The organism is Rhodoferax sp. AJA081-3, from assembly GCF_017798165.1.
Taxonomy (GTDB): Bacteria; Pseudomonadota; Gammaproteobacteria; order Burkholderiales; family Burkholderiaceae_C; genus Allorhodoferax.
In genome coordinates, this window is the sequence record NZ_CP059068.1 from 4,861,718 (window position 1) to 4,882,240 (window position 20,523).

At 59.8% G+C, this 20,523-nt stretch carries 20 protein-coding genes and 1 tRNA gene; 15 read left to right on the forward strand and 6 right to left on the reverse strand.

The genetic code is table 11. The features are described from left to right. Positions 1-113: 113 nt before the first annotated feature. The 5 genes from HZ993_RS22775 (at position 114) to HZ993_RS22795 (ending at position 5,214) form a co-directional block, all read left to right on the forward strand. Positions 114-1,415, forward strand: a complete 1,302-nt coding sequence (locus HZ993_RS22775) for a replication-associated recombination protein A (RefSeq protein ID WP_209394977.1) — start codon at positions 114-116, stop codon at positions 1,413-1,415. A gap of 242 nt (positions 1,416-1,657) precedes the next feature. Next, positions 1,658-2,587: a branched-chain amino acid ABC transporter permease gene (locus HZ993_RS22780; protein WP_209394978.1), complete on the forward strand. Its 930-nt coding sequence runs from the start codon at positions 1,658-1,660 to the stop codon at positions 2,585-2,587. 13 nt (positions 2,588-2,600) lie between these two features. Next, entirely contained in the window at positions 2,601-3,686 is a 1,086-nt protein-coding gene (locus tag HZ993_RS22785; protein WP_209394979.1) for a branched-chain amino acid ABC transporter permease, read from the forward strand. Between the two features lie 15 nt (positions 3,687-3,701). After that, positions 3,702-4,472 carry an ABC transporter ATP-binding protein gene (locus HZ993_RS22790; protein WP_209394980.1) on the forward strand — a complete coding sequence of 257 codons (771 nt, stop codon included), beginning with the start codon at positions 3,702-3,704 and terminating at the stop codon, positions 4,470-4,472. Positions 4,473-4,494: 22 nt separating this feature from the next. Then, positions 4,495-5,214, forward strand: a complete 720-nt coding sequence (locus HZ993_RS22795; protein ID WP_209394981.1) for an ABC transporter ATP-binding protein — start codon at positions 4,495-4,497, stop codon at positions 5,212-5,214. 44 nt (positions 5,215-5,258) lie between these two features. Here the strand turns inward: HZ993_RS22795 and HZ993_RS22800 are convergent, their stop codons facing one another. Then, the gene (locus tag HZ993_RS22800) at positions 5,259-6,311 is read right to left on the reverse strand and encodes a CDP-6-deoxy-delta-3,4-glucoseen reductase (protein ID WP_209394982.1); all 1,053 of its coding nucleotides are present in this window, start codon (positions 6,309-6,311) and stop codon (positions 5,259-5,261) included. A gap of 46 nt (positions 6,312-6,357) precedes the next feature. On the opposite strand from HZ993_RS22800, the gene HZ993_RS22805 reads away from it, so the two are divergent. Continuing rightward, the gene (locus HZ993_RS22805; RefSeq protein WP_209394983.1) at positions 6,358-7,269 is read left to right on the forward strand and encodes an NAD-dependent epimerase/dehydratase family protein; all 912 of its coding nucleotides are present in this window, start codon (positions 6,358-6,360) and stop codon (positions 7,267-7,269) included. On the opposite strand, the gene HZ993_RS22810 is transcribed toward HZ993_RS22805, so the two are convergent. Beyond that, entirely contained in the window at positions 7,266-8,831 is a 1,566-nt protein-coding gene (locus HZ993_RS22810; RefSeq protein WP_209394984.1) for a DUF3369 domain-containing protein, read from the reverse strand. The genes HZ993_RS22805 and HZ993_RS22810 overlap by 4 nt on opposite strands. Positions 8,832-8,958: 127 nt before the next feature. After that, a complete protein-coding gene (locus HZ993_RS22815; protein ID WP_209394985.1) occupies positions 8,959-9,651 on the reverse strand; it encodes a phosphatase PAP2 family protein in 693 nt (230 codons plus the stop codon). A gap of 172 nt (positions 9,652-9,823) precedes the next feature. On the opposite strand from HZ993_RS22815, the gene rfbB reads away from it, so the two are divergent. Genes rfbB through HZ993_RS22840 form a run of 5 tightly spaced genes read left to right on the forward strand, consistent with a single transcriptional unit; the run spans position 9,824 to position 13,773 of the window. Continuing rightward, complete coding sequence (rfbB, locus tag HZ993_RS22820; RefSeq protein ID WP_209394986.1) at positions 9,824-10,900, forward strand: dTDP-glucose 4,6-dehydratase; 1,077 nt, start codon at positions 9,824-9,826, stop codon at positions 10,898-10,900. After that, positions 10,897-11,823: a dTDP-4-dehydrorhamnose reductase gene (gene rfbD / locus HZ993_RS22825; protein ID WP_209394987.1), complete on the forward strand. Its 927-nt coding sequence runs from the start codon at positions 10,897-10,899 to the stop codon at positions 11,821-11,823. The genes rfbB and rfbD overlap by 4 nt, the downstream gene beginning before the upstream one ends. Continuing rightward, positions 11,810-12,718, forward strand: coding sequence for a glucose-1-phosphate thymidylyltransferase RfbA (rfbA, locus tag HZ993_RS22830; RefSeq protein ID WP_209394988.1), 909 nt, complete (start codon positions 11,810-11,812; stop codon positions 12,716-12,718). The genes rfbD and rfbA overlap by 14 nt, the downstream gene beginning before the upstream one ends. Further along, entirely contained in the window at positions 12,715-13,263 is a 549-nt protein-coding gene (gene rfbC / locus HZ993_RS22835) for a dTDP-4-dehydrorhamnose 3,5-epimerase (RefSeq protein ID WP_209394989.1), read from the forward strand. Before rfbA ends, rfbC begins: the two co-directional genes overlap by 4 nt. Before the next feature lie 12 nt (positions 13,264-13,275). After that, positions 13,276-13,773, forward strand: coding sequence for an META domain-containing protein (locus HZ993_RS22840; protein ID WP_209394990.1), 498 nt, complete (start codon positions 13,276-13,278; stop codon positions 13,771-13,773). Between the two features lie 12 nt (positions 13,774-13,785). Here HZ993_RS22840 and HZ993_RS22845 read toward each other — a convergent pair whose 3' ends face one another. Together HZ993_RS22845 and HZ993_RS22850 are read right to left on the reverse strand one after the other, a co-directional pair. Continuing rightward, positions 13,786-14,328, reverse strand: a complete 543-nt coding sequence (locus HZ993_RS22845) for a hypothetical protein (RefSeq protein ID WP_245213733.1) — start codon at positions 14,326-14,328, stop codon at positions 13,786-13,788. Between the two features lie 129 nt (positions 14,329-14,457). Then, positions 14,458-14,542, reverse strand: a tRNA-Leu gene (locus tag HZ993_RS22850). A 42-nt stretch (positions 14,543-14,584) separates the two neighbouring features. On the opposite strand from HZ993_RS22850, the gene cysM reads away from it, so the two are divergent. From cysM to HZ993_RS22865, 3 genes are read left to right on the forward strand one after another with little or no spacing between them, the layout of a single operon-like run. Further along, positions 14,585-15,487: a cysteine synthase CysM gene (gene cysM / locus HZ993_RS22855; protein WP_209394991.1), complete on the forward strand. Its 903-nt coding sequence runs from the start codon at positions 14,585-14,587 to the stop codon at positions 15,485-15,487. Next, positions 15,484-16,020: an NUDIX domain-containing protein gene (locus HZ993_RS22860; RefSeq protein ID WP_209394992.1), complete on the forward strand. Its 537-nt coding sequence runs from the start codon at positions 15,484-15,486 to the stop codon at positions 16,018-16,020. The genes cysM and HZ993_RS22860 overlap by 4 nt, the downstream gene beginning before the upstream one ends. A 12-nt stretch (positions 16,021-16,032) precedes the next feature. Then, on the forward strand, positions 16,033-16,260 hold the full coding sequence (locus tag HZ993_RS22865; protein WP_209394993.1) for a sulfurtransferase TusA family protein: 228 nt from the start codon (positions 16,033-16,035) through the stop codon (positions 16,258-16,260). 147 nt (positions 16,261-16,407) lie between these two features. On the opposite strand, the gene HZ993_RS22870 is transcribed toward HZ993_RS22865, so the two are convergent. Continuing rightward, complete coding sequence (locus tag HZ993_RS22870) at positions 16,408-19,338, reverse strand: valine--tRNA ligase (RefSeq protein WP_209394994.1); 2,931 nt, start codon at positions 19,336-19,338, stop codon at positions 16,408-16,410. Positions 19,339-19,415: 77 nt separating this feature from the next. On the opposite strand from HZ993_RS22870, the gene HZ993_RS24725 reads away from it, so the two are divergent. Continuing rightward, positions 19,416-20,459 (forward strand): GNAT family N-acetyltransferase, encoded by a 1,044-nt coding sequence (locus tag HZ993_RS24725; protein ID WP_245213734.1) that lies wholly within the window; start codon positions 19,416-19,418, stop codon positions 20,457-20,459. The last annotated feature ends 64 nt before the right edge of the window (positions 20,460-20,523 follow it).

Here is a 20,523-nt window from a genome sequence, read left to right on the forward strand (position 1 = left end):
TGCAAGGGTAGATGTGGCGGACATGGGCTGTTTGGTTACCGGTAGTTGCCTTCCTTTTAACAGATGGCAAACCAGCACGATTAAACTGAGGTTCGTCCACCACCCATCAACCTGTGCCCAAGCCCAGCCCCCATTCCCACCAACCGCTCGCTGAGCGCCTGCGTCCCCAAAGCCTGGGTCAGGTGATTGGCCAGCAGCACCTGCTGGGTGAAGGCATGGCCTTGCGCCTGGCGTTCGAGTCCGGCCAACCGCATAGCTGCATCCTGTGGGGCCCTCCGGGTGTGGGCAAGACCACGATTGCGCGCCTGATGGCCGATGCGTTTGACGCGCAGTTCATCAGCATCAGCGCGGTACTGGGCGGTGTGAAGGACATCCGTGAAGCGGTGGAGCAGGCGCAGGTTGCATTGGGCCAGGGTCGGCGCACCATTTTGTTTGTGGACGAGGTGCACCGCTTCAACAAAAGCCAACAGGATGCTTTTTTGTCGCATGTGGAAAGTGGCCTGTTCACCTTTATCGGTGCGACCACCGAGAACCCGTCGTTTGAAGTGAACTCGGCCTTGTTGTCGCGGGCCGCGGTGTATGTGCTGCAGCCCCTCACGGCCGAAGACCTTAAGCAAATAGTGGCTGTAGCCCTCGTCGATGCTGAACTACATGCTATCGAAGATATAGCAATTGACAGACTGGTGGCCTATGCGGATGGAGATGCCCGCCGGCTGCTGAACACACTGGAAACCTTGGCCGTGGCAGCGCAGCAGGAGCGGGTGGAGCAGGTCACCGATGTCTGGCTGCTCAAGGTACTGGGCGAGCGCATGCGCCGCTACGACAAGGGGGGTGAGCAGTTTTACGACTCCATCAGCGCCCTGCACAAATCGGTACGGGGGTCTGACCCCGACGCATCGCTTTATTGGCTGGTGCGCATGCTGGATGGTGGTGCCGATCCGCGTTACATGGCGCGGCGCCTGATCCGCATGGCCAATGAAGATATTGGCCTGGCCGACCCCCGGGCCTTGCGCATGGCCCTGGACGCCGCCGATGTGTATGAACGCCTGGGCTCGCCTGAGGGTGAGTTGGCACTGGCCCAGTGTGTGGTGTATCTGGCGGTGGCACCCAAGTCCAATGCAGTCTACAAAGCCTTCAACGAAGTGCGCGCCCTGGTCAAGAAAGATGGCACTCGGCCGGTGCCCATGCACTTGCGCAATGCGCCAACCAAGTTGATGAAACAGCTGGATTACGGCAAAGGCTACCGCTACGCACACGATGAAGAAGGCGGCTTTGCCGCTGGTGAAACCTACTTTCCAGACGGCATGGCCGCTGTCAGTTTTTACCGTCCGGTCGAGCGGGGGTTGGAGATTCGTATTGCCGAAAAACTACGGCAGTTGAAGGCCCGCAATTTGGGTTCGTCGTCCGAGTATTAGCTGCGCTTACTCCTCGCAGTTTCCTCTGATGTACCCCCCTTGCTAGGGGTAAACCCAAGGGTATCAAGCCTCGACTTGTATGGCCCCGTGGCTACAATCCTGCCACTCGCCTGTCGCACCATGAAAGATGGCAGGCTTTTTGCTAACGGGTGGTAGCGTTCACAGGACCGCATGACCCGTCGTCAAATTGCTGTTCGACACATTGGTGACTTGCGCGCCAGCCAAAAAATCGGAGAACCCTTATGGATATTTTGTTGCAGCAGATCATCAACGGTCTGGTGTTGGGTAGCATGTATGCGCTCATTGCGCTGGGCTACACCATGGTGTACGGCATCATTAACCTGATCAACTTTGCCCACGGTGAAGTCATGATGGTGGGGGCCCTGACCAGTTGGACCATCATCGGCATGATGCAGGAGTCCATGCCGGGCACCCCGGGTTACATCATTCTGATCATCGCCTTGATCATTTCGTGTGTAGTGGCAGCAGTACTCAACTTCACGATTGAAAAAGTGGCGTACCGCCCCCTGCGCAACAGCCCCAAGCTGGCGCCTATGTTGACTGCAATGGGTATGTCCATCCTGCTGCAAACGCTGGCGATGATCATCTGGAAGCCCAACTTCAAGTCCTATCCCACACTGCTGTCCAACACACCTATCAATGTGGGTGGTGCAGTGATTTCCCCCACCCAGGTCATGATTTTGGGTTTCACCGCTGTATCCCTGGCGGTCCTGATGTGGCTGGTGAATTACACCAAGTTGGGCCGGGCCATGCGTGCCACGTCGGAGAACCCCCGCGTCGCGGCGCTGATGGGTGTCAAGCCCGACGTGGTCATCTCGGCAACCTTCGTCATCGGCGCGGTGCTGGCCGCCATCGCCGGTGTCATGTATGCATCCAACTACGGTACAGCCCAACATGCGATGGGTTTCCTGCCGGGTCTGAAGGCCTTTACCGCTGCGGTGTTTGGCGGTATCGGTAACCTGGGCGGTGCGGTCGTCGGCGCCATTCTGCTGGGGCTGATCGAATCGATTGGTGCGGGTTACATCGGCGCCCTGACCGGTGGTGTTCTCGGAAGCCACTACTCCGATATTTTCGCGTTCATCGTCCTGATCATCGTGTTGACCTTGCGGCCCTCCGGCTTGTTGGGTGAGCGTGTGGCGGACCGGGCTTGAGGAGCACATTTACATGAAACAACAACAAAAAATTCTGGTATTTCTGGCAGCGGCCGTAGGCCTGCTGGTACTGCCCCTGCTGCTGCAGGGTTTCGGTAACGCGTGGGTGCGTATTGTGGACATGGCACTGCTGTTTGTGCTGCTGTCGCTGGGTCTGAATATCGTGGTGGGTTACGCGGGCCTGTTGGATTTGGGTTACGTCGCGTTCTTCGCGATTGGTGCCTACACCTACGGTCTGATGGCCTCGCCCCATCTGACCGAGACCTTCCCGGCTTTGGCTGCGATGTTCCCGGATGGCTTGCATATGCCGCTTTGGGTCATCCTGCCGGTGGCTGCCGGGATCGCGGGGCTGTTTGGAGTGTTGTTGGGGGCCCCAACCCTGCGCCTGCGGGGAGACTACCTGGCCATCGTGACACTGGGATTTGGTGAAATCATCCGCGTGTTCATGAACAACCTGGATCACCCGGTCAACATCACCAATGGTCCCAAAGGTATTCTCGGCATCGATTCCTTGCATTTCTTTGGTATCAACCTTGGTAAGAAGCTGTCGGTGTTTGGTTTTGAGGTGGCCTCAGTCACGCTGTATTACTACCTGTTCCTGGCGCTGGTCGTGTTCAGCGTGGTGATTTGCCACCGCCTGGAACTGTCACGTGTCGGCCGCGCCTGGATGGCGATTCGTGAAGACGAAATTGCCGCCAAGGCCATGGGCATCAATACCCGCAATCTGAAACTGCTGGCCTTCGGCATGGGCGCCACGTTTGGTGGTGTGTCGGGCGCGATGTTTGCGGCCTTCCAAGGGTTTATTTCGCCCGAGTCCTTCAGTCTGATGGAGTCCGTGATGATTGTCGCCATGGTGGTCCTGGGCGGCGTGGGTCACCTGCCGGGCGTCATTTTGGGTGCCGTGTTGTTGTCAGGTCTGCCCGAAGTGTTGCGTTATGTGGCGGGTCCTTTGCAGGAGTTGTCCGGCGGGCGTCTAGATGCCTCCATCCTGCGGCAGTTGCTGACCGCATTGGCCATGATTATTGTCATGCTGGCCCGGCCCCGCGGATTGTGGCCATCGCCCGAGCATGGCAAGTCCCTGCAGAACGTGAAGAGCTGAACGGAAACACACAACATGACAGATACAGTACTCAACGTCTCCGGCGTTTCCAAACGGTTTGGTGGTTTGCAGGCGCTTAGCGATGTAGGCATCAAGATTGAGCGCGGCCAGGTGTACGGATTGATCGGCCCCAATGGTGCCGGCAAGACGACATTCTTCAACGTGCTGACCGGCTTGTATACGCCGGACAGTGGCAGCTTTGAGCTGGCCGGCAAGACCTACCACCCCACTGCGGTGCACACCGTGGCCAAGGCTGGTATTGCCCGTACCTTCCAGAACATTCGCCTGTTTGCCGAGATGACGGCGCTGGAGAATGTAATGGTTGGGCGCCATATCCGCACCCATTCGGGATTGATGGGGGCAATCTTCCGCACTGCAGGTTTCAAGGCCGAGGAAGCTGCGATTGCCAAGCGCTCGCAAGAGCTGCTGGACTATGTTGGCATCGGAAAATTTGCGGACTACAAGGCGCGCACTCTGAGCTACGGAGACCAGCGCCGTCTGGAGATTGCACGTGCCCTGGCAACCGATCCACAGCTGATCGCGCTGGACGAGCCGGCAGCCGGCATGAACGCCACCGAAAAGGTCATGCTGCGCGAACTGATTGACCGTATCCGCAAAGACAACCGCACCATTTTGCTGATCGAGCACGATGTGAAGCTGGTCATGGGTTTGTGCGACCGCGTCACGGTGCTGGACTACGGCAAGCAGATCGCCGAAGGCACACCAGCCGACGTGCAGAAAAACGAAAAAGTGATTGAAGCGTATCTGGGCACCAGCGGCCACTAGGCGGCTTCAGGAGAATAAGACAATGACAACAAAGACTTTGCTCAAAGTAACCGGGTTGAAGGTTTCCTACGGCGGCATTCAGGCCGTCAAGGGTGTGGATTTTGAAGTGCATGAAGGTGAACTGGTCTCGTTGATCGGTTCCAACGGTGCTGGCAAGACCACCACCATGAAGGCCATCACCGGCACGCAGCCCATCAACGCAGGCGATATCGAGTATCTGGGCAAGAGCATTCGCGGCCAGGGCCCATGGGACCTGGTCAAGCAGGGCCTTGCTATGGTGCCAGAAGGCCGCGGGGTTTTTACCCGCATGACGATTGTCGAGAACCTGCAGATGGGCGCCTACATCCGCAATGACAAAGACGGCATTGCGGCGGACATGGAAAAGATGTTCACCATCTTCCCGCGTCTGCGTGAGCGCAAGGACCAACTGGCCGGGACCATGTCCGGCGGTGAGCAGCAGATGCTGGCCATGGGCCGCGCATTGATGAGCCGCCCCAAGGTGTTGTTGCTGGACGAGCCCTCCATGGGTCTGTCGCCCATCATGGTGGACAAGATTTTTGAGGTCATCAAAGACGTCTACGCCCAGGGTGTTACGGTCTTGCTGGTGGAGCAAAATGCCAGCCGTGCGCTGGGTATCGCCAACCGCGGATACGTGATGGAATCCGGCATTGTGACCATGTCGGGCAATGCGGCCGAGATGTTGACCGACCCACGGGTGCGCGCAGCCTACCTGGGCGAGTAGGCCAGACCATCTCCCAAAGAGAGCCACCGCTGCGGTGGCTTTTTTTATGCCTGAACCTTGTCTGCTTCCGAGGTGAAAGAATCTGCAAAAAACTCTTCTGGCGGCAGCTGGGCCCGCGCTGAAAAATCTTTCCGTGCTGATTCAATAACGATGGGTGCGCCACAGGCATAGACCTGGTGGCCGCTGAGGTCCGGAAAATCTTCCATCACCGCGCGGTGCACAAAACCGCTACGGCCTTGCCAGTGGTCTTGCGGCGTTGCATCTGAGACCACTGGTACATAGCGCAGATGCGGCATGGTCTGCAACTGTGCCGTGATCCAGTCTTGCATGTACAAGTCGGCGGGTCGGCGGCCACCCCAGTACAGCGTGACGCTGCGCTCGGTGCCCAGGTGTTGCATGTGTTCGATCAGGGCCTTGATGGGTGCAAAGCCCGTGCCGGAGGCCAGCAGGATGATGGGTTTGCTGGAGTCTTCGCGCAGAAAGAACGATCCAAATGGCCCCTCGACGCGCAGGATTTCTTTCTCTTTCATCGCACCAAACACATGGTCCGTGAACTTGCCGCCTGGCATGTGGCGGATGTGCAGTTCCATGCTGGGCCCGAGGTTGGGTGCGCTGGCCATGGAGTAGCTGCGCCTTGCGCCGTCACGCAGTATGAATTCCACATACTGCCCGGCACGGTAGGCGAAGCTGTCATTGGCGGGCAATTGCAATTGCAGCACCATCACGTCGTCTGATTTTTTGACGAGGGATATCACCCGGGTTGGCATTTTCTTGATCGGCAATGCACCCAGCTCGGTGACCTGGCGCGACTCCAGCACCAGGTCTGAATGCGCTTGGGCGCAGCAGGTTAGTACAAAACCGGCGGCTTCTTCCTCTGCACTCAGGGCCTTGAGTTGGTGGGTGCCGTGTGTGACCGTACCGGACACCAGTTTGCATTTGCAGGAGCCACAGGCGCCATCCTTGCAACCGTAGGGCAGGCCAATGCCCTGGCGTATGCCAGCCGCCAGCACGGCCTCGCCGGACGCTACGTTGAATGTGCGGCCGCTGGGTTGCACCACGACGGAAAAAAGTGCGGCGTCTGAACTACTTGCAGTCATCTTGTCGGTATCCTAGGAACACTCATATTGGAACGGATCAGCGATTTTGCCTTCAAACCAGACTCCTCTTGGCGCCTTGCCTGCGCGATTTCGCCGTGAACGGCTGCTGATTGTCGGCTGTGGTGACGTGGGCTTGCGTGTGGCGGGTTACTTGCGCGGCAGGGTTCGACTGCTGGCGCTGACCTCGCAGCCCGAACGTATCGCCGAACTGCGGTCCCAAGGGATCACACCCTTGCTGGGCAATCTGGACACGCGCAACAGCCTGCGCAGGTTGGCAGGCCTGGCCACACGGCTGGTGCATCTCGCGCCACCGCCGTCCGAAGGCTGGGCCGATCCCAGGACACAGGCGCTGGTACGCGCGCTGCGTTTGCGCAGCCAGCCGCGCAGCGCGGTCTACGGCTCCACCAGCGGCGTCTATGGGGACTGCGGCGGTGCGCGGGTGACGGAAACCCGGGCCCTGTGCGCGGGCACACCCAGGGCCCAAAGGCGGACCCATGCTGAGGCCAGCGTACGTTTCTGGGGGCAGGCCCGTGCGGTGCGTGCCTGCATATTACGCATACCCGGCATTTACGCCCCGGACCGTGAAGGTGGCACCCCGCGGGCGCGGCTGCTCAAAGGCACGCCGGTGTTGCTCCGGGAGGATGATGTCTACACCAACCACATCCATGCGGATGACCTGGCGCGTGCCTGTTGTCTTGCCGTGTGGCGCGGAGCCCCCCAGCGGGTCTACAACGTCAACGACGACAGTGAGCTGCTGATGGGAGATTATTTTGATCTGGCAGCTGACCTGTATGGCCTGCCGCGACCACCCCGTATCGCCAGGGAAGGAGCTTCCACGCAATTGCCCTTGGCGTTATTGAGTTTCATGAATGAATCGCGGCGCATGGTCAACGACCGCATGAAGCGCGAGTTGCGGTTAAACCTGCACTACCCCACGGTGCGCAGTGGTCTGGGCTAGTGCCTGTTCGCGAGCGCGGTGTCTGTTTCGTCGGGATGCAACTGGCGCAAAGCGTTAAAAGCATCCAGATTCGCCAACAGCAGGTCCACCAGCGCGGGCTCGAATTGCCGGCCACTGCCTTCGCGAATGGCGGTGGCCACCATCTCGGGCGACCACGGCTCTTTGTAACTCAATTGTGAGCCCAAGGAGTCAAACACATCGGCCAACGCGGTGATACGCGCAGACACGGGAATGTCTGTTCCCGCCAATCCGTTGGGGTATCCACTGCCGTCCCAACGCTCGTGGTGTGACAACGCAATCTCTGCGGCCATTTTCATCAAAGGGCGGTTTGAGCGCTGCAGTATGTCCAGGCCAAACTGGGCGTGTTGTTGCATCAGCGCCCACTCTTCGGCGTTCAGTTTGCCGGGCTTGTGCAGAATGGCATCGGGTATGGCCACTTTGCCGATGTCGTGCAAGGGGGATGCATTCTGGATGAGCGCCACCTGCACTTCTGGCAAGCCGTACATGCGGGCTAGCATCTCGCAAGCCAGTGCCACCCGTTTGACGTGTGCTCCCGTTTTTTGGGTGCGGGCTTCCACCGCGTCGGCAAGTGTGTAGACCAGTTCCTTCTGCGTTTCCCGCAGGTCGTCCTGCAGGTGGATGTTTTCAAAGGTGATGGCCACACTCTGGGTATAAATTTCCAGCAGTTGTTGGTCCAACTTGCCCAACTCCATGGCATGTTTCAGGTACAGCAGGTTGCCGCCACCATTTTTGGCAGCGGAGTACAGCACATAGGCATCCTCAAAGTGCTGCCCCGCTTTTTTGGCAAATACCTCGGCAAAACGCTTTGAAACGATTTCCGGCAGGTTGGCACAGGCATCGCTTGTGCTGTACTGCACAAAATCGCCGGTTGCGGCAAGGGTTCTGGTCTCGTGTTCGCCGCTTTCGGCATTGGGCAAAATGATGCAGTACAGGGCGGACTTGTCCAGATGCAACAGCGATGTGAGCTGGTCCAACACGGCAGATGCAAAGACCGTCAGCGACTCCGCGGTTTGCACCATGGCTGTTGCGCCGAGAACCCGGGCCAGTCCATCTCTCTGGTACTCGATGATGCACAGGTCGCGGTACGCACGCAGTTTGCTGTAGAGCAGGGTGCGCAGCTTCTGAATGGTCAGGTCGGTCTTTTCTTTGTAGTCGTCAATGTCGTATTCCCGTATGACCCGGTCTTCCGGGGCCTGTCCGGGTTGGCCGGTACGCATCACCAGGCGTGTGCGGTGGTTTTCCAGCGTGTTGCGTACGTAGTGGACCAGGTCAAGACCCGCATGGTCGCTTTCCATGACCACGTCAACAATGGCCAACGCAATATCGTCACGGGTATTGAAGATTTCGCGGCCTGCTTGGGCCGAGTGGGCGCTCAGCAACTCCAGCTCGCTGCCCTGGAACTCAAAACCCTTGAGTGCCAGACGGGTCACCGCGTGTACTTCCGCGTCATCGTCCACTAGCAGGATGCACCAAGGCTTTTTCTGCACAGCCTTTGCATTACCAGAGGGTGGGGATTCTTCTTCGGCAAAAATCAAATCCATGGGCAGGTCCTGCTGGTTTCAAAATGCACTGGGCTTTGCAGAAGATTCTACGCAGATTGCGCGCCAGCGGTTGCCTGCTTTTTGTCGGCTTTATGGCCGCGGCCCGGCTACATGGTGTGCGGTGGTGCTACGTGCGGTAAAGGCGCAGCAGCACTTTCCAGACCAACCAACTGGTCAAGAGTGTGATGGGGCTGGCCCACAAGACATCACTCAGCCAATGTGCGCCGTCCGCCATGCGCGCAAACCCTATGGTCAGGCCACCCACCACACCGGCAACAGCCCAGGCTCTGCGGCGTTTACGGTCTATCAGCATCAGAGAGGCCAGAAAAAAGCCGCAGGCCACATGGCCGCTCACAAAAGAACAGTTGTTGTTGCACTGGTCGGTCGGGACGGCTGCGCGGGTGAATTGTTGCGTGCCACCAAATTCCTGCACCTGGTAGGGGCGCGCACGTTGCCAGTTGTCTTTGAAGCCGTTGTTTACCACCAGCCCGGGTCCCAGGGCTCCTGCCAGAACAATAAATGCCAGCGGCAACCGCCACTGTTTTCTGCTGGCATTCATGCTCGCCCACATCAACCCCCCGAGCGCCACGAACACCAGGACCCTGAAAACAGCGGGCACATACAGGTTGATCAACTCCACCCACCACCACCGAAAGACACCGTTGTGTGCATCGGGGCCTAGAAAAATGGCCGCAGCCCGCAGATCCAACGCCGTCCACGCCGTAGGCAACAGTGCCAGTCCGACACTGCCGCCCACCATCCACCAAAAGAGCGGTGGCGTCTGGCGGTTGGTCAGGGTGTTGGCAGGATCGGTGGGCATGGTGCAGGGGTGTTCGCTGAAGAGGCGTGATTGTCGGTGATTTGCTCCTGCCGGCGTTGCGCCAGCGGCTTAGTCATTCGGACTACAACCGCTTACACCGTCCAGCTGCATTTGAATGCGAAAATATCGGGCAGGTAATATCTCGACTCCATTTGAACGGACCCTATCCCCCATGACCATTCTTGTGACCGGCGGCGCCGGATTTATTGGCTCCAACTATGTGCTGGACTGGCTGGCCCAATCCGATGAGACCGTCGTCAACCTCGACAAACTCAGCTATGCCGGCAACCTGCAGAATCTGGCCAGCCTCCAGGACAATCCGCGCCACGTCTTTGTCAAGGGTGATATTGGCGACGCCAGCCTGGTGCCCGCCCTGCTGGCCCAGCACCAGCCCCGTGCGGTCGTCAATTTTGCCGCCGAATCCCATGTGGACCGTTCCATCCACGGACCGGGCGAATTTGTGCAAAACAACATCGTGGGCACCTTCCAGTTGCTGGAGTCGGTGCGCAGTTACTGGGGGGCGCTGGCCGCACCCGCCAAGAGCGATTTCCGTTTTTTGCATGTATCCACCGACGAGGTGTATGGCTCGCTGCACAAGGGTGACCCGGCCTTTACTGAAACCCACACCTACGAGCCCAACAGCCCCTACAGCGCCAGCAAGGCCGCCAGCGACCACCTGGTGCGCGCCTGGCACCACACCTACGGCCTGCCGGTGCTGACGACAAACTGCTCCAACAATTACGGCCCTTACCATTTCCCCGAAAAACTGATCCCGCTGGTCATCGTCAACGCGCTGGCCGGCAAGACCCTGCCTGTGTACGGCGACGGCCAGCAGATCCGCGACTGGCTGTATGTGAAAGACCACTGCAGCGCCATCCGCCGCGTGCTCGAAGGTGGCAAGCCCGGTGAGACCTACAACGTGGGCGGCTGGAACGAAAAGGCCAACCTGGACATCGTGCGCACCATCTGCGGTCTGCTGGACAGCCTGAAACCCCGTGCCGACGGCAAGCCGTACGCCGACCAAATCGCCTTCGTCACCGACCGCCCAGGTCACGACCGCCGCTACGCCATCGATGCCCGCAAGATCGAGCGTGAACTGGGCTGGAAGCCGGCCGAATCGTTTGAGACCGGCATCGCCAAGACGGTGGCATGGTACCTGTCCAACCAGGACTGGGTGGCCAATGTGCAAAGCGGTGGTTACCGCGACTGGGTGGCCACGCAATACGGCAGTGCCGCCACCGCAGCATGAAGATCCTGCTATTGGGTACCGACGGCCAGGTCGGCTGGGAGTTGCAGCGCAGCCTGGCGCCATTAGGTGAACTGGTGGTGATGGGCTTGGACCGTGCCACCAACCCAGGCGGCTTGAGCGGTGATTTCACGCAATTGGATGCGCTGGCCGAGACCGTACGCACCGTGCGCCCGGACGTCATCGTGAATGCGGCTGCCCACACCGCAGTGGACAAGGCCGAGAGCGAGCCCGATTTTGCCCGCCTGCTCAACGCACTGGCTCCCGGTGTGCTGGCCGACGAAGCGCAAAAGCTGGGCGCCTGGCTGGTGCACTACAGCACCGACTATGTGTTCGACGGCAGTGGCGAGCAGCCCTGGAAAGAAGGCGACGCTACCGGCCCATTGAGTGTCTACGGCCAGACCAAACTGGAGGGTGAGCAGGCCGTGATGCGCTGCGAACGCCACCTGATCTTCCGCACCAGTTGGGTTTATGCGGCCCGTGGCGGCAACTTTGCCAAGACCATGTTGCGTCTGGCAAAGGAGCGCGAGACGCTGCAGGTCATCGACGACCAGTTTGGCGCTCCCACGGGTGCTGATTTGATTGCCGACGTGACCGCCCACGCGATCCGACAGGTGATGGTGGGCAAGGTCGGTGGCGACACCGCGCTTGCGGGCATCTACCACCTGGTTGCCAGTGGTGTCACCACCTGGCACGCATATGCAAAACAGGTGGTAGCCCTCGCAAAATCTGCTCAGCCTGCTATCAATATAGTAGCAAATGAGATCAAGGCCGTTCCCACATCGGCTTTTCCCACACCGGCCAAGCGCCCCCACAATTCGCGGCTGGACACCACCAAGCTGCAAACCACTTTTGGCCTGCAACTGCCCCATTGGCAGGCAGGCGTTACCCGCATGTTGAACGAGATTGACTATGGCCGCAACTAACTCCCCAGCTTCCAACCGCAAGGGCATCATCCTGGCCGGGGGCTCCGGCACCCGCCTGCACCCGGCCACGCTGGCCATCAGCAAGCAGTTGCTGCCGGTGTACGACAAGCCCATGATTTATTACCCGCTGAGCACGCTGCTGCTGGCCGGTATCCGCGACATTCTGATCATCAGCACACCGCAGGACACACCGCGTTTTACGCAGTTGCTGGGTGACGGCAGCCAGTGGGGCATCAACCTGCAGTACGCCGTGCAGCCCAGCCCGGACGGTCTGGCCCAGGCCTTCATCATTGGTGACAAGTTCATTGGCAACAACGACAGCGCCCTGGTGCTGGGCGACAATATTTTTTACGGCCATGATCTGCAAATCCTGTTGCGCAACGCGCACCAACAGGAGAGCGGTGCCACCGTGTTTGCCTACCACGTGCACGACCCCGAACGGTACGGCGTGGTGGCGTTTGATGACAAGGGCAAGGCCCGAAGCATTGAAGAAAAGCCCGCCAAGCCCCAGAGCAACTACGCGGTGACCGGCCTGTATTTCTACGACAAACAGGTTGTCGACATCGCCAAGGCAGTTAAGCCCAGCGCCCGTGGTGAACTGGAAATCACAGCCGTCAACCAGGCCTACCTGGACCTGGGCCAGCTGAGTGTGCAAATCATGCAGCGCGGCTACGCCTGGCTCGACACTGGCACACACGACAGCCTGTTGGAGGCCGGTCAGTTCATAGCCACGCTGGAACGCCGTCAGGGTTTGAAGATCGCGTGCCTGGAAGAAATCTGTTGGCGCAACGGCTTCATCAACAGCGAGCAACTGGCCAAGCTGGCCCAGCCGCTGGCCAAGAACGGTTACGGTCAGTACCTGCTGGGACTGTTGAAGGAAGGCATGCACCCATGAAAGTCACTCGCACTGCAATCCCCGATGTCTGCCTGATTGAGCCACGCGTGTTTGGCGATGCGCGGGGGTTCTTCTACGAGAGCTTCAACCAGCGCGCGTTTTCAGAGGCCACCGGCGTGCAAACCGAATTTGTGCAGGACAACCATTCCCGCTCCGCGCGCGGCGTGTTGCGCGGCCTGCACTACCAGATCCAGCAGGCCCAAGGCAAGCTGGTGCGCGTGGTGGCGGGAGAGGTGTATGACGTGGCGGTGGACATTCGCCGCTCATCCCCCACTTTTGGCAAATGGGTAGGCGCCCACCTGTCAGCCGACAACAAGGCGCAGTTCTGGGTGCCGGCGGGCTTTGCCCACGGTTTTGTGGTGCTGTCGGATACGGCCGAGTTTTTGTACAAGACCACGGACTACTACGCCCCTGAGCACGAACAGTGCATCGCGTGGAACGACGCCTTCTTGAACATCCAGTGGCCGGACCTGGGCGAGGCGCCCAAGCTGTCGGCCAAGGATGCGGCGGGCAATACCTGGGCTAACGCCAAGTTTTTTGATTGAAGGAGCACATCCATGGCATCTCCGCAATTGCGCCTGACACTGAGCTCGTTTGCAGTGGTCGCGCTCCTGAGCGCCTGTGCCGTGGCCCCTTCTGGCAAGGCCCCATCATCACCGTCCGCGTCGCCATCCACACCCTTGGCTGTACCGCCGGCTCCGGTGGCACCTGCACCGCTGGCCTTGGCTGGAACGGAATGGGCAGCCTTCGCCATCGATGGCAAACCCGAAGTGGTGAACCCCAAGCCTAAGCTGCGTTGGCTGAGTGCCGACAAGGTGGCAGGCACCGGTGGCTGCAATGGTTTCACTGGTGCGTCGGTCTCATCCAGCCCGGGTAGCTTGGTGCTGGGTCCTTTAGCGTCCACGGGAAGGGTTTGCCTGAGCATGCCAGGCTCTCAGGAGGATCTGTTCTTCAAAGCCCTGGAGTTGACCCGCAGGGCACGGATAGAGCGTGATCAGTTGGTGCTGATGGACGAGTCCGGCAAACAGCTTGCGCGCTTCGTCAAGACAAACTGAACCGGCCCCGTATCAGCGGGCGTTGGTGATGGTTGACGGCCCCATGTCCTGGAAGGGACCCAGCGGGTTGCTGTTGACCTCCACCTCATTGACCACCGGTTGGCCGCCCCAGCCCCGATAGACCACCACATCGTTGACCAGCAGGATCAACGCGTTGAAACGCCAGCCTGTGGTCTCGGTGCGGCGTTTGAAGTTCACAAAATCGGCAAAGAAGTTGCCGACACGTGCCTTGCTGATGCGTGCCACATTGAGCTCCCAGCCACGGCACGCCGTGCGGGCATTGAGGCAGGTCACGATGCCGGGGTCCAGGTCGTCCTTGCCCAGTACGCCGCCATTGAACACCCGTCGCACGATGTCGGCTTGGGTCAGGATGACCGTATTGGGCTGTTTGTCGGGGGTCAGGCCGCGCTCGGCCAACTCGGTCATACCACTGCGCGAGGGCACCAGGGCTTCGACGGCCTGGCGTGCCGCGTCAAAACTTTGGAACGTGGGGGATTCGGTGTGGGCGCTGGGAAGCAAAGAACCACAGCCCGTGGCCAGCCATGCAAATGCCAACAACAGCCCTAAGCTAAAAACACGTGGACGGTGGAAAATTTTGGCAGAGCGCACAGCTGTAGCTTAGCAAAATACAGCGACAGTTTGGAAGAAAACCCAACTGCTTAAAAGACCACAGCATGCATGCCATGGTGCCCGGGGCCGGAATCGAACCGGCACGCCTTGCGGCGCGGGATTTTGAGTCCCGTGCGTCTACCAATTCCACCACCCGGGCGACGCGAACTAACAAGACCTAAATTATGGCACATTTAAGGGCATGAAATACCCAACTATTGAAGACGCGATCGGTAAAACACCTTTGGTGGCCTTGCAACGCATAGGTGCCGACCACAACAGCACCCACAACAACGTCGTGCTGGGCAAGCTGGAGGGCAACAACCCCGCAGGTTCTGTCAAGGACCGGCCGGCCCTGTCCATGATCCAGCGCGCACAGGAGCGTGGTGACATCAAGCCTGGCGACACGCTGATCGAGGCCACCTCGGGCAACACCGGCATTGCGCTGGCCATGGCCGCGGCCATCAAAGGTTACCGCATGGTGTTGATCATGCCGGAGGATTTGTCCATCGAGCGTGTGCAAACCATGAAGGCCTTTGGTGCCGAGCTGATTCTCACGCCCAAGAGTGGCGGCATGGAATACGCGCGCGACCTGGCCGAGCAGATGACGCGTGACGGCAAGGGTACGGTGCTGGACCAGTTTGCCAATGCCGACAATCCCCGCATCCACTACGAAACGACAGGCCCCGAGATTTGGGAGCAAACCAAGGGGCAGATCACACACTTTGTTAGCGCCATGGGTACGACGGGCACCATCACCGGTGTGTCGCGTTTCTTGAATGAGAAAAATCCTGCCATCCGCATCGTCGGCGCCCAGCCTTCTGAGGGTTCACGGATTCCCGGCATTCGCAAATGGCCGCAGGAGTATTTGCCCAAAATTTATGACCCGGCCAATGTGGATGAACTGGTGTACGTGAGCCAGTCGGATGCCGAAGAGATGTGCCGCCGACTGGCGCGCGAAGAGGGCATCTTTGCCGGTATCTCGGCGGCCGGTGCCTGCTGGGTGGCGCAAGAGATTGCCAGGCGCGAGAAGGACGCCACCATTGTGTTTGTGGTTTGCGACCGCGGCGACCGCTACCTGTCTACCGGAGTATTCCCCGCATGACGGCGCTGCAGGCCTTCAAATACTGCCCGCAGTGCGCCACAGAATTGGCCCCCATTGCCAGGGCGGAAGACGGCGGAGACAAGACACGCCTGCGGTGTCCGGCGTGTGATTACACGCACTGGAACAACCCAGTTCCCGTGCTCGCTGCCGTGATCGAATACGACGGACAGATATTGCTGGCGCGCAACGCGGCGTGGCCAGGCAAGATGTATGCGCTGATCACTGGTTTTATGGAAGCCGGTGAGACGCCCAAAGAGGGCATTGCCCGTGAGATTGCCGAAGAGACCAACCTGACGACGGACGCGCTGGACCTGATTGGTGTCTACGATTTTCAGCGCATGAACCAGATCATCATTGCCTACCACGCGGTCTGCCACGGCGAGGTGCGTTTGTCGCCGGAGCTGGTGGACTACCGGCTGTACGCGCCGCAGGATGTCAAGTGTTGGCCTGCCGGTACCGGCTATGCTCTGGCCGATTGGCTCACTGCACAGGGCCACACGCCAAACTTCATAGAATTTCCCAAGCGAGACTGATTGAGTACCACCATGCAAGCCGACAAAGAAATCGATACCCGCGGTCTGAATTGCCCGTTACCTATTTTGAAGGCCAAGAAGGCCTTGGCTGACATGTCCACGGGGCAGACGCTCAAGGTTGTGTCCACCGACCAGGGTTCCATCCGCGACTTTCAGGCATTTGCCCGGCAGACGGGGAACGAGCTGGTGGGGCAGGAGACCATCAACAACGAGTTTGTGCACGTGTTGCGTCGGCGTTAACTTTCGACAGCCGCACGCGCCCGCAACAAACCGCAGGCGGATACCGCCGCTCGTGTCCCCCGCCCGCTACGCGGGCTCCTCCTTTACCTCGCTTTGGTACCCACCTCCGGTCCGTCGCTGGACCGCTTGGTGATGAGGTGAACCAGCTCAGCCCAGCCGCTTCAGTTGGTCGCGCAGCTTGTTCAGCGTATCCGTAAATTCGGCCACGCGTTTGCGCTCTTGTTCCAGCACCGCTGCCGGGGCTTTGGCTACAAAGGCTTCGTTGCTGAGTTTGACTTGGGCTTTGCTGATCTGGTCTTCCAGGCGTGCTATCTCTTTGCCAATCCGCAGCTTCTCGGCGGCCACATCCACTTCCATGTGCAGGCAGATGCGGGCTTCACCAACCACGGCTACCGGAGCGGCCTTGGCTGCTGCTTGCCATGCGGCTTCGTCGTCGAACAGACGCACTTCGTTGAGCTTGGACAGGGCTTGCAACACGGGTGCCGACGCCTTCAGGAATGCGCTTTCGGCTGGCGTCTGCGCCAGCACAAACAGTGGCAGGCGGGTCGATGGAGAGACATTCATTTCGCCGCGCAGGTTGCGGCAGGCATCGACCAACTGCTTGAGCTTGGTGACATGGGCGATAGCCGCTTCGTCAATGCGCTCGGGCTGGCTGATGGGGTAGGCTGCGATGGCGATGGAGGGCCCTTCGCGGCCAGCGACGGGTGCCACCTTTTGCCACAGCTCTTCCGAGATGAAGGGTGTGACGGGATGGATGAGGCGCAGCAGGGTTTCCAGCGTGCGGATTAGCGTGCGGCGGGTGGCGCGCTGCCGGGCTGGGGTGCCGGTCTGGATCTGCACCTTGGCGATTTCCAGGTACCAGTCGCAGAACTCGTTCCACGCAAAGTCGTAGATTGTGTTGGCGACGTTGTCCAGGCGGTAGTCGGCAAAGCCTTGGGCCACGTTGGCCTCGGCTTTTTGGAGCATGGAGACGATCCAGCGGTCTGCGGGGCTGAAGTCTAGGTAGCCGTGGGCGGATCCACCCACTGCGCATTCTTCCTTGGTGTGTTCTTGCAGGCCGCAGTCCTGGCCTTCGCAGTTCATCAGTACAAAACGGGTGGCGTTCCACAGTTTGTTGCAGAAGTTGCGGTAACCCTCGCAGCGTTTGCTGTCGAAGTTGATGGACCGGCCCAGCGATGCGAGTGCGGCGAAGGTGAAGCGCAGGGCGTCGGCGCCGTAGGCGGGGATGCCTTCGGGGAATTCTTTTTCGGTGTTCTTGCGGACTTGGGGTGCGGTCTCGGGTTTGCGCAAACCCTCCGAGCGTTTGGCGAGCAAAGGTATCAGTGCAATGCCGTCGATCAAGTCGACCGGGTCCAGCACATTGCCCTCACTCTTGCTCATCTTCTTGCCTTGGGCGTCTTTGACCAGGCCGTGGATGTAGACATGTTTGAACGGCACACGTCCGGTGAAGTGGGTCGTCATCATGATCATGCGGGCGACCCAGAAGAAGATGATGTCGTAGCCGGTGACCAGTACGCTGGAGGGCAGGTACAGGTTGTAGTCATCGATTGCCGACTCGCTTTGCTGCGGCCAGTTCATGGTGCTGAAGGGCACCAGAGCAGATGAATACCAAGTGTCCAGCACATCTTCGTCGCGGCGCAGTTTTTTGCCGGGCGCTTTTGCCTGTGCGTCCGCTTCGTTGCGGGCCACGATGACATTGCCGTCTTCGTCGTACCACGCCGGGATCTGATGCCCCCACCACAGCTGGCGGCTGATGCACCAGTCCTGGATATTGTTCATCCACTGGTTGTAGGTGTTGATCCAGTTCTCGGGCACAAACTGCACCTGGCCGCTGTGGACTGCGTCAATGGCTTTTTGCGCGATGGATTTGCCGGTGGCATCCCCTTCGCCAACCTTGTTGACCGCCACAAACCACTGGTCGGTCAGCATGGGTTCAACCACCTGGCCGGTGCGGGCGCAGACCGGCACCATGTTCTTGTGTGGCACGGCTTTTTCGAGGAAGCCCTGTTCTTCCAAATCCTTCAACACCGCCTTACGGCAGTCATAACGGTCCAGGCCGCGGTAGGCGGCTGGGCCATTGTTGTTGATCTTGGCGTCCAGCGTGAAGATGGTGATCAGCGGCAGGCCGTGGCGTTGGGAGCAGGCGTAGTCGTTGAAGTCGTGTGCGCCGGTGATCTTGACGCAGCCGCTGCCGAATGCCTTGTCGACAAAATCATCCGCAATGATGGGGATCTTGCGGTCGCACAGGGGCAGGTCGACCAGCTTGCCGATCAGGTGCTGGTAACGCTCGTCGTCGGGGTGCACACACAGCGCGCCGTCGGCCAGCATGGTCTCGGGGCGGGTGGTGGCAATGTGCATGCCACGCAGCGGTGTGCCGTCAGCCGCGGTTTGCGGGCCGTCGCTGAACGGGTACTCAATGTGCCACATGAAGCTGTTGCGCTCTTCGTTCTCCACCTCCAGGTCACTCACCGCGCTTTGCAGCACTGGGTCCCAGTTCACCAGGCGTTTGCCACGGTAGATCAGGCCTTGTTCGTACAGCTGCACAAAGGTTTCGGTCACGGTTTTGGACAGCTTGGGGTCCATCGTGAAGTACTCGCGGCTCCAATCCACGGTGTCGCCCATGCGGCGCATCTGTGTGGTGATGGTGTTGCCCGATTTCTCTTTCCACTCCCAGACCTTTTTCACAAAGGCTTCGCGGCCCAGGTCGTGGCGGCTGATTTTTTGGTCCTGTAACTGGCGTTCGACAACGATTTGTGTGGCGATGCCGGCGTGGTCCGTGCCCGGCACCCAGACGGTGTTGGCGCCCAGCATGCGGTGGTAGCGCGTCAGGCTGTCCATGATGGTCTGGTTGAACGCATGACCCATGTGCAGCGTGCCGGTCACATTGGGCGGTGGTAGCTGGATCGCAAAGGCGGGCTGGCCGGCCTTGGGAGCCTGGGTGCCGCGGTATCCGGCCACGCCGTAACCACGCTTCTCCCACTCGGGTCCCCAATGGGCTTCCAGCGCTACGGGCTCGAAGGATTTGGACAGGGACTGCAGGCCGGGTTGTGCGGGGGGAGTGGATGCGGTGTCGGTCATGGTGGGGTATTTCGGTCAGGACCGGTGATTTTACCGGTACGATGGCGCGCGAACAGAGACCGCCAGGAGCCCGCACCGTGCACATTTGCGAAACCGAGCGCTTGCGCATACGCCATTTCACCGAGGATGACGCCGCCTTTATCGTGCGGCTGCTTAACGAGCCGTCCTTCATCCGACACATTTCCGACAAGGGCGTGCGTACCTTGGACGATGCCGTGGCTTATTTGCGCAAAGGCCCGATGGCCAGTGTCCAAATCCATGGCTTTGGCTTGAGTCGGGTGGAGTTGAAAGCCACGGGGGAAGCCATTGGCATGTGTGGCCTGATCCAACGTCCCAACTTTGACGACGTGGATGTTGGCTACGCTTTCTTGCCTGAATTCTGGTCACAGGGATATGCCAGTGAGGCCACCCGTGCCGTGCTGGATGCCGCGGTGCGAGAACGCGGTTTGCGGCGGGTGATTGCGGTGGTGAACCCCGACAATATGGCGTCCATCCGTATGCTGGAGAAACTCGGGTTTCGCTTTGAAAGAATGGTCCAACTGGTGGCAGGTGAGCCCGAGATCAGGCAGTTTGGACTGGCGCTATCGGCCTGCGTGCGCCTCTCCCCCGCTGATGCACCTGCCTACCGGGCGTTGATGCTGCAAGCCTATGCCCTGCATCCCGACGCCTTTACCTCCAGTGTGGCAGAGCGGGAGGCGCTGCCACTGTCCTGGTGGCAGGCACGGTTGGCGGGCGACGCCGTTGCCAAGGATGTTGTCTACGGTGCGTTCCACCAGGGCGTGCTTGCGGGTGTGGTCGGCCTGACGTTCGACGGTCGCGAGAAGGCCCGGCACAAGGCCCACCTTTTTGGCATGTACGTGCCACAGCAGTATCGGCGCCTGGGGCTGGGGCGTCAGTTGGTCGACACTGCACTGGGGGTTGCGCGCGCCCGACCCGGCGTACAGGTGGTACAACTAACGGTTACCGAGGGTAATTCCAGTGCACAAGGGCTGTACGCCGCTTGCGGCTTTCAGGTGTTTGGCGTGGAGCCCCTCGCCGTTGCAGTGGGCCGGGGTTTTGTGTCCAAGGTACACATGTGGTGTCCGCTGGGCCGCTCTGCAGTGCCGCACCCGCATGGTTAAGCAGGCTGGACTGGGCTTGCCAATGGGTCAGGGTGTTGTCGCAGCACTGGGCGTATGCTTGCGG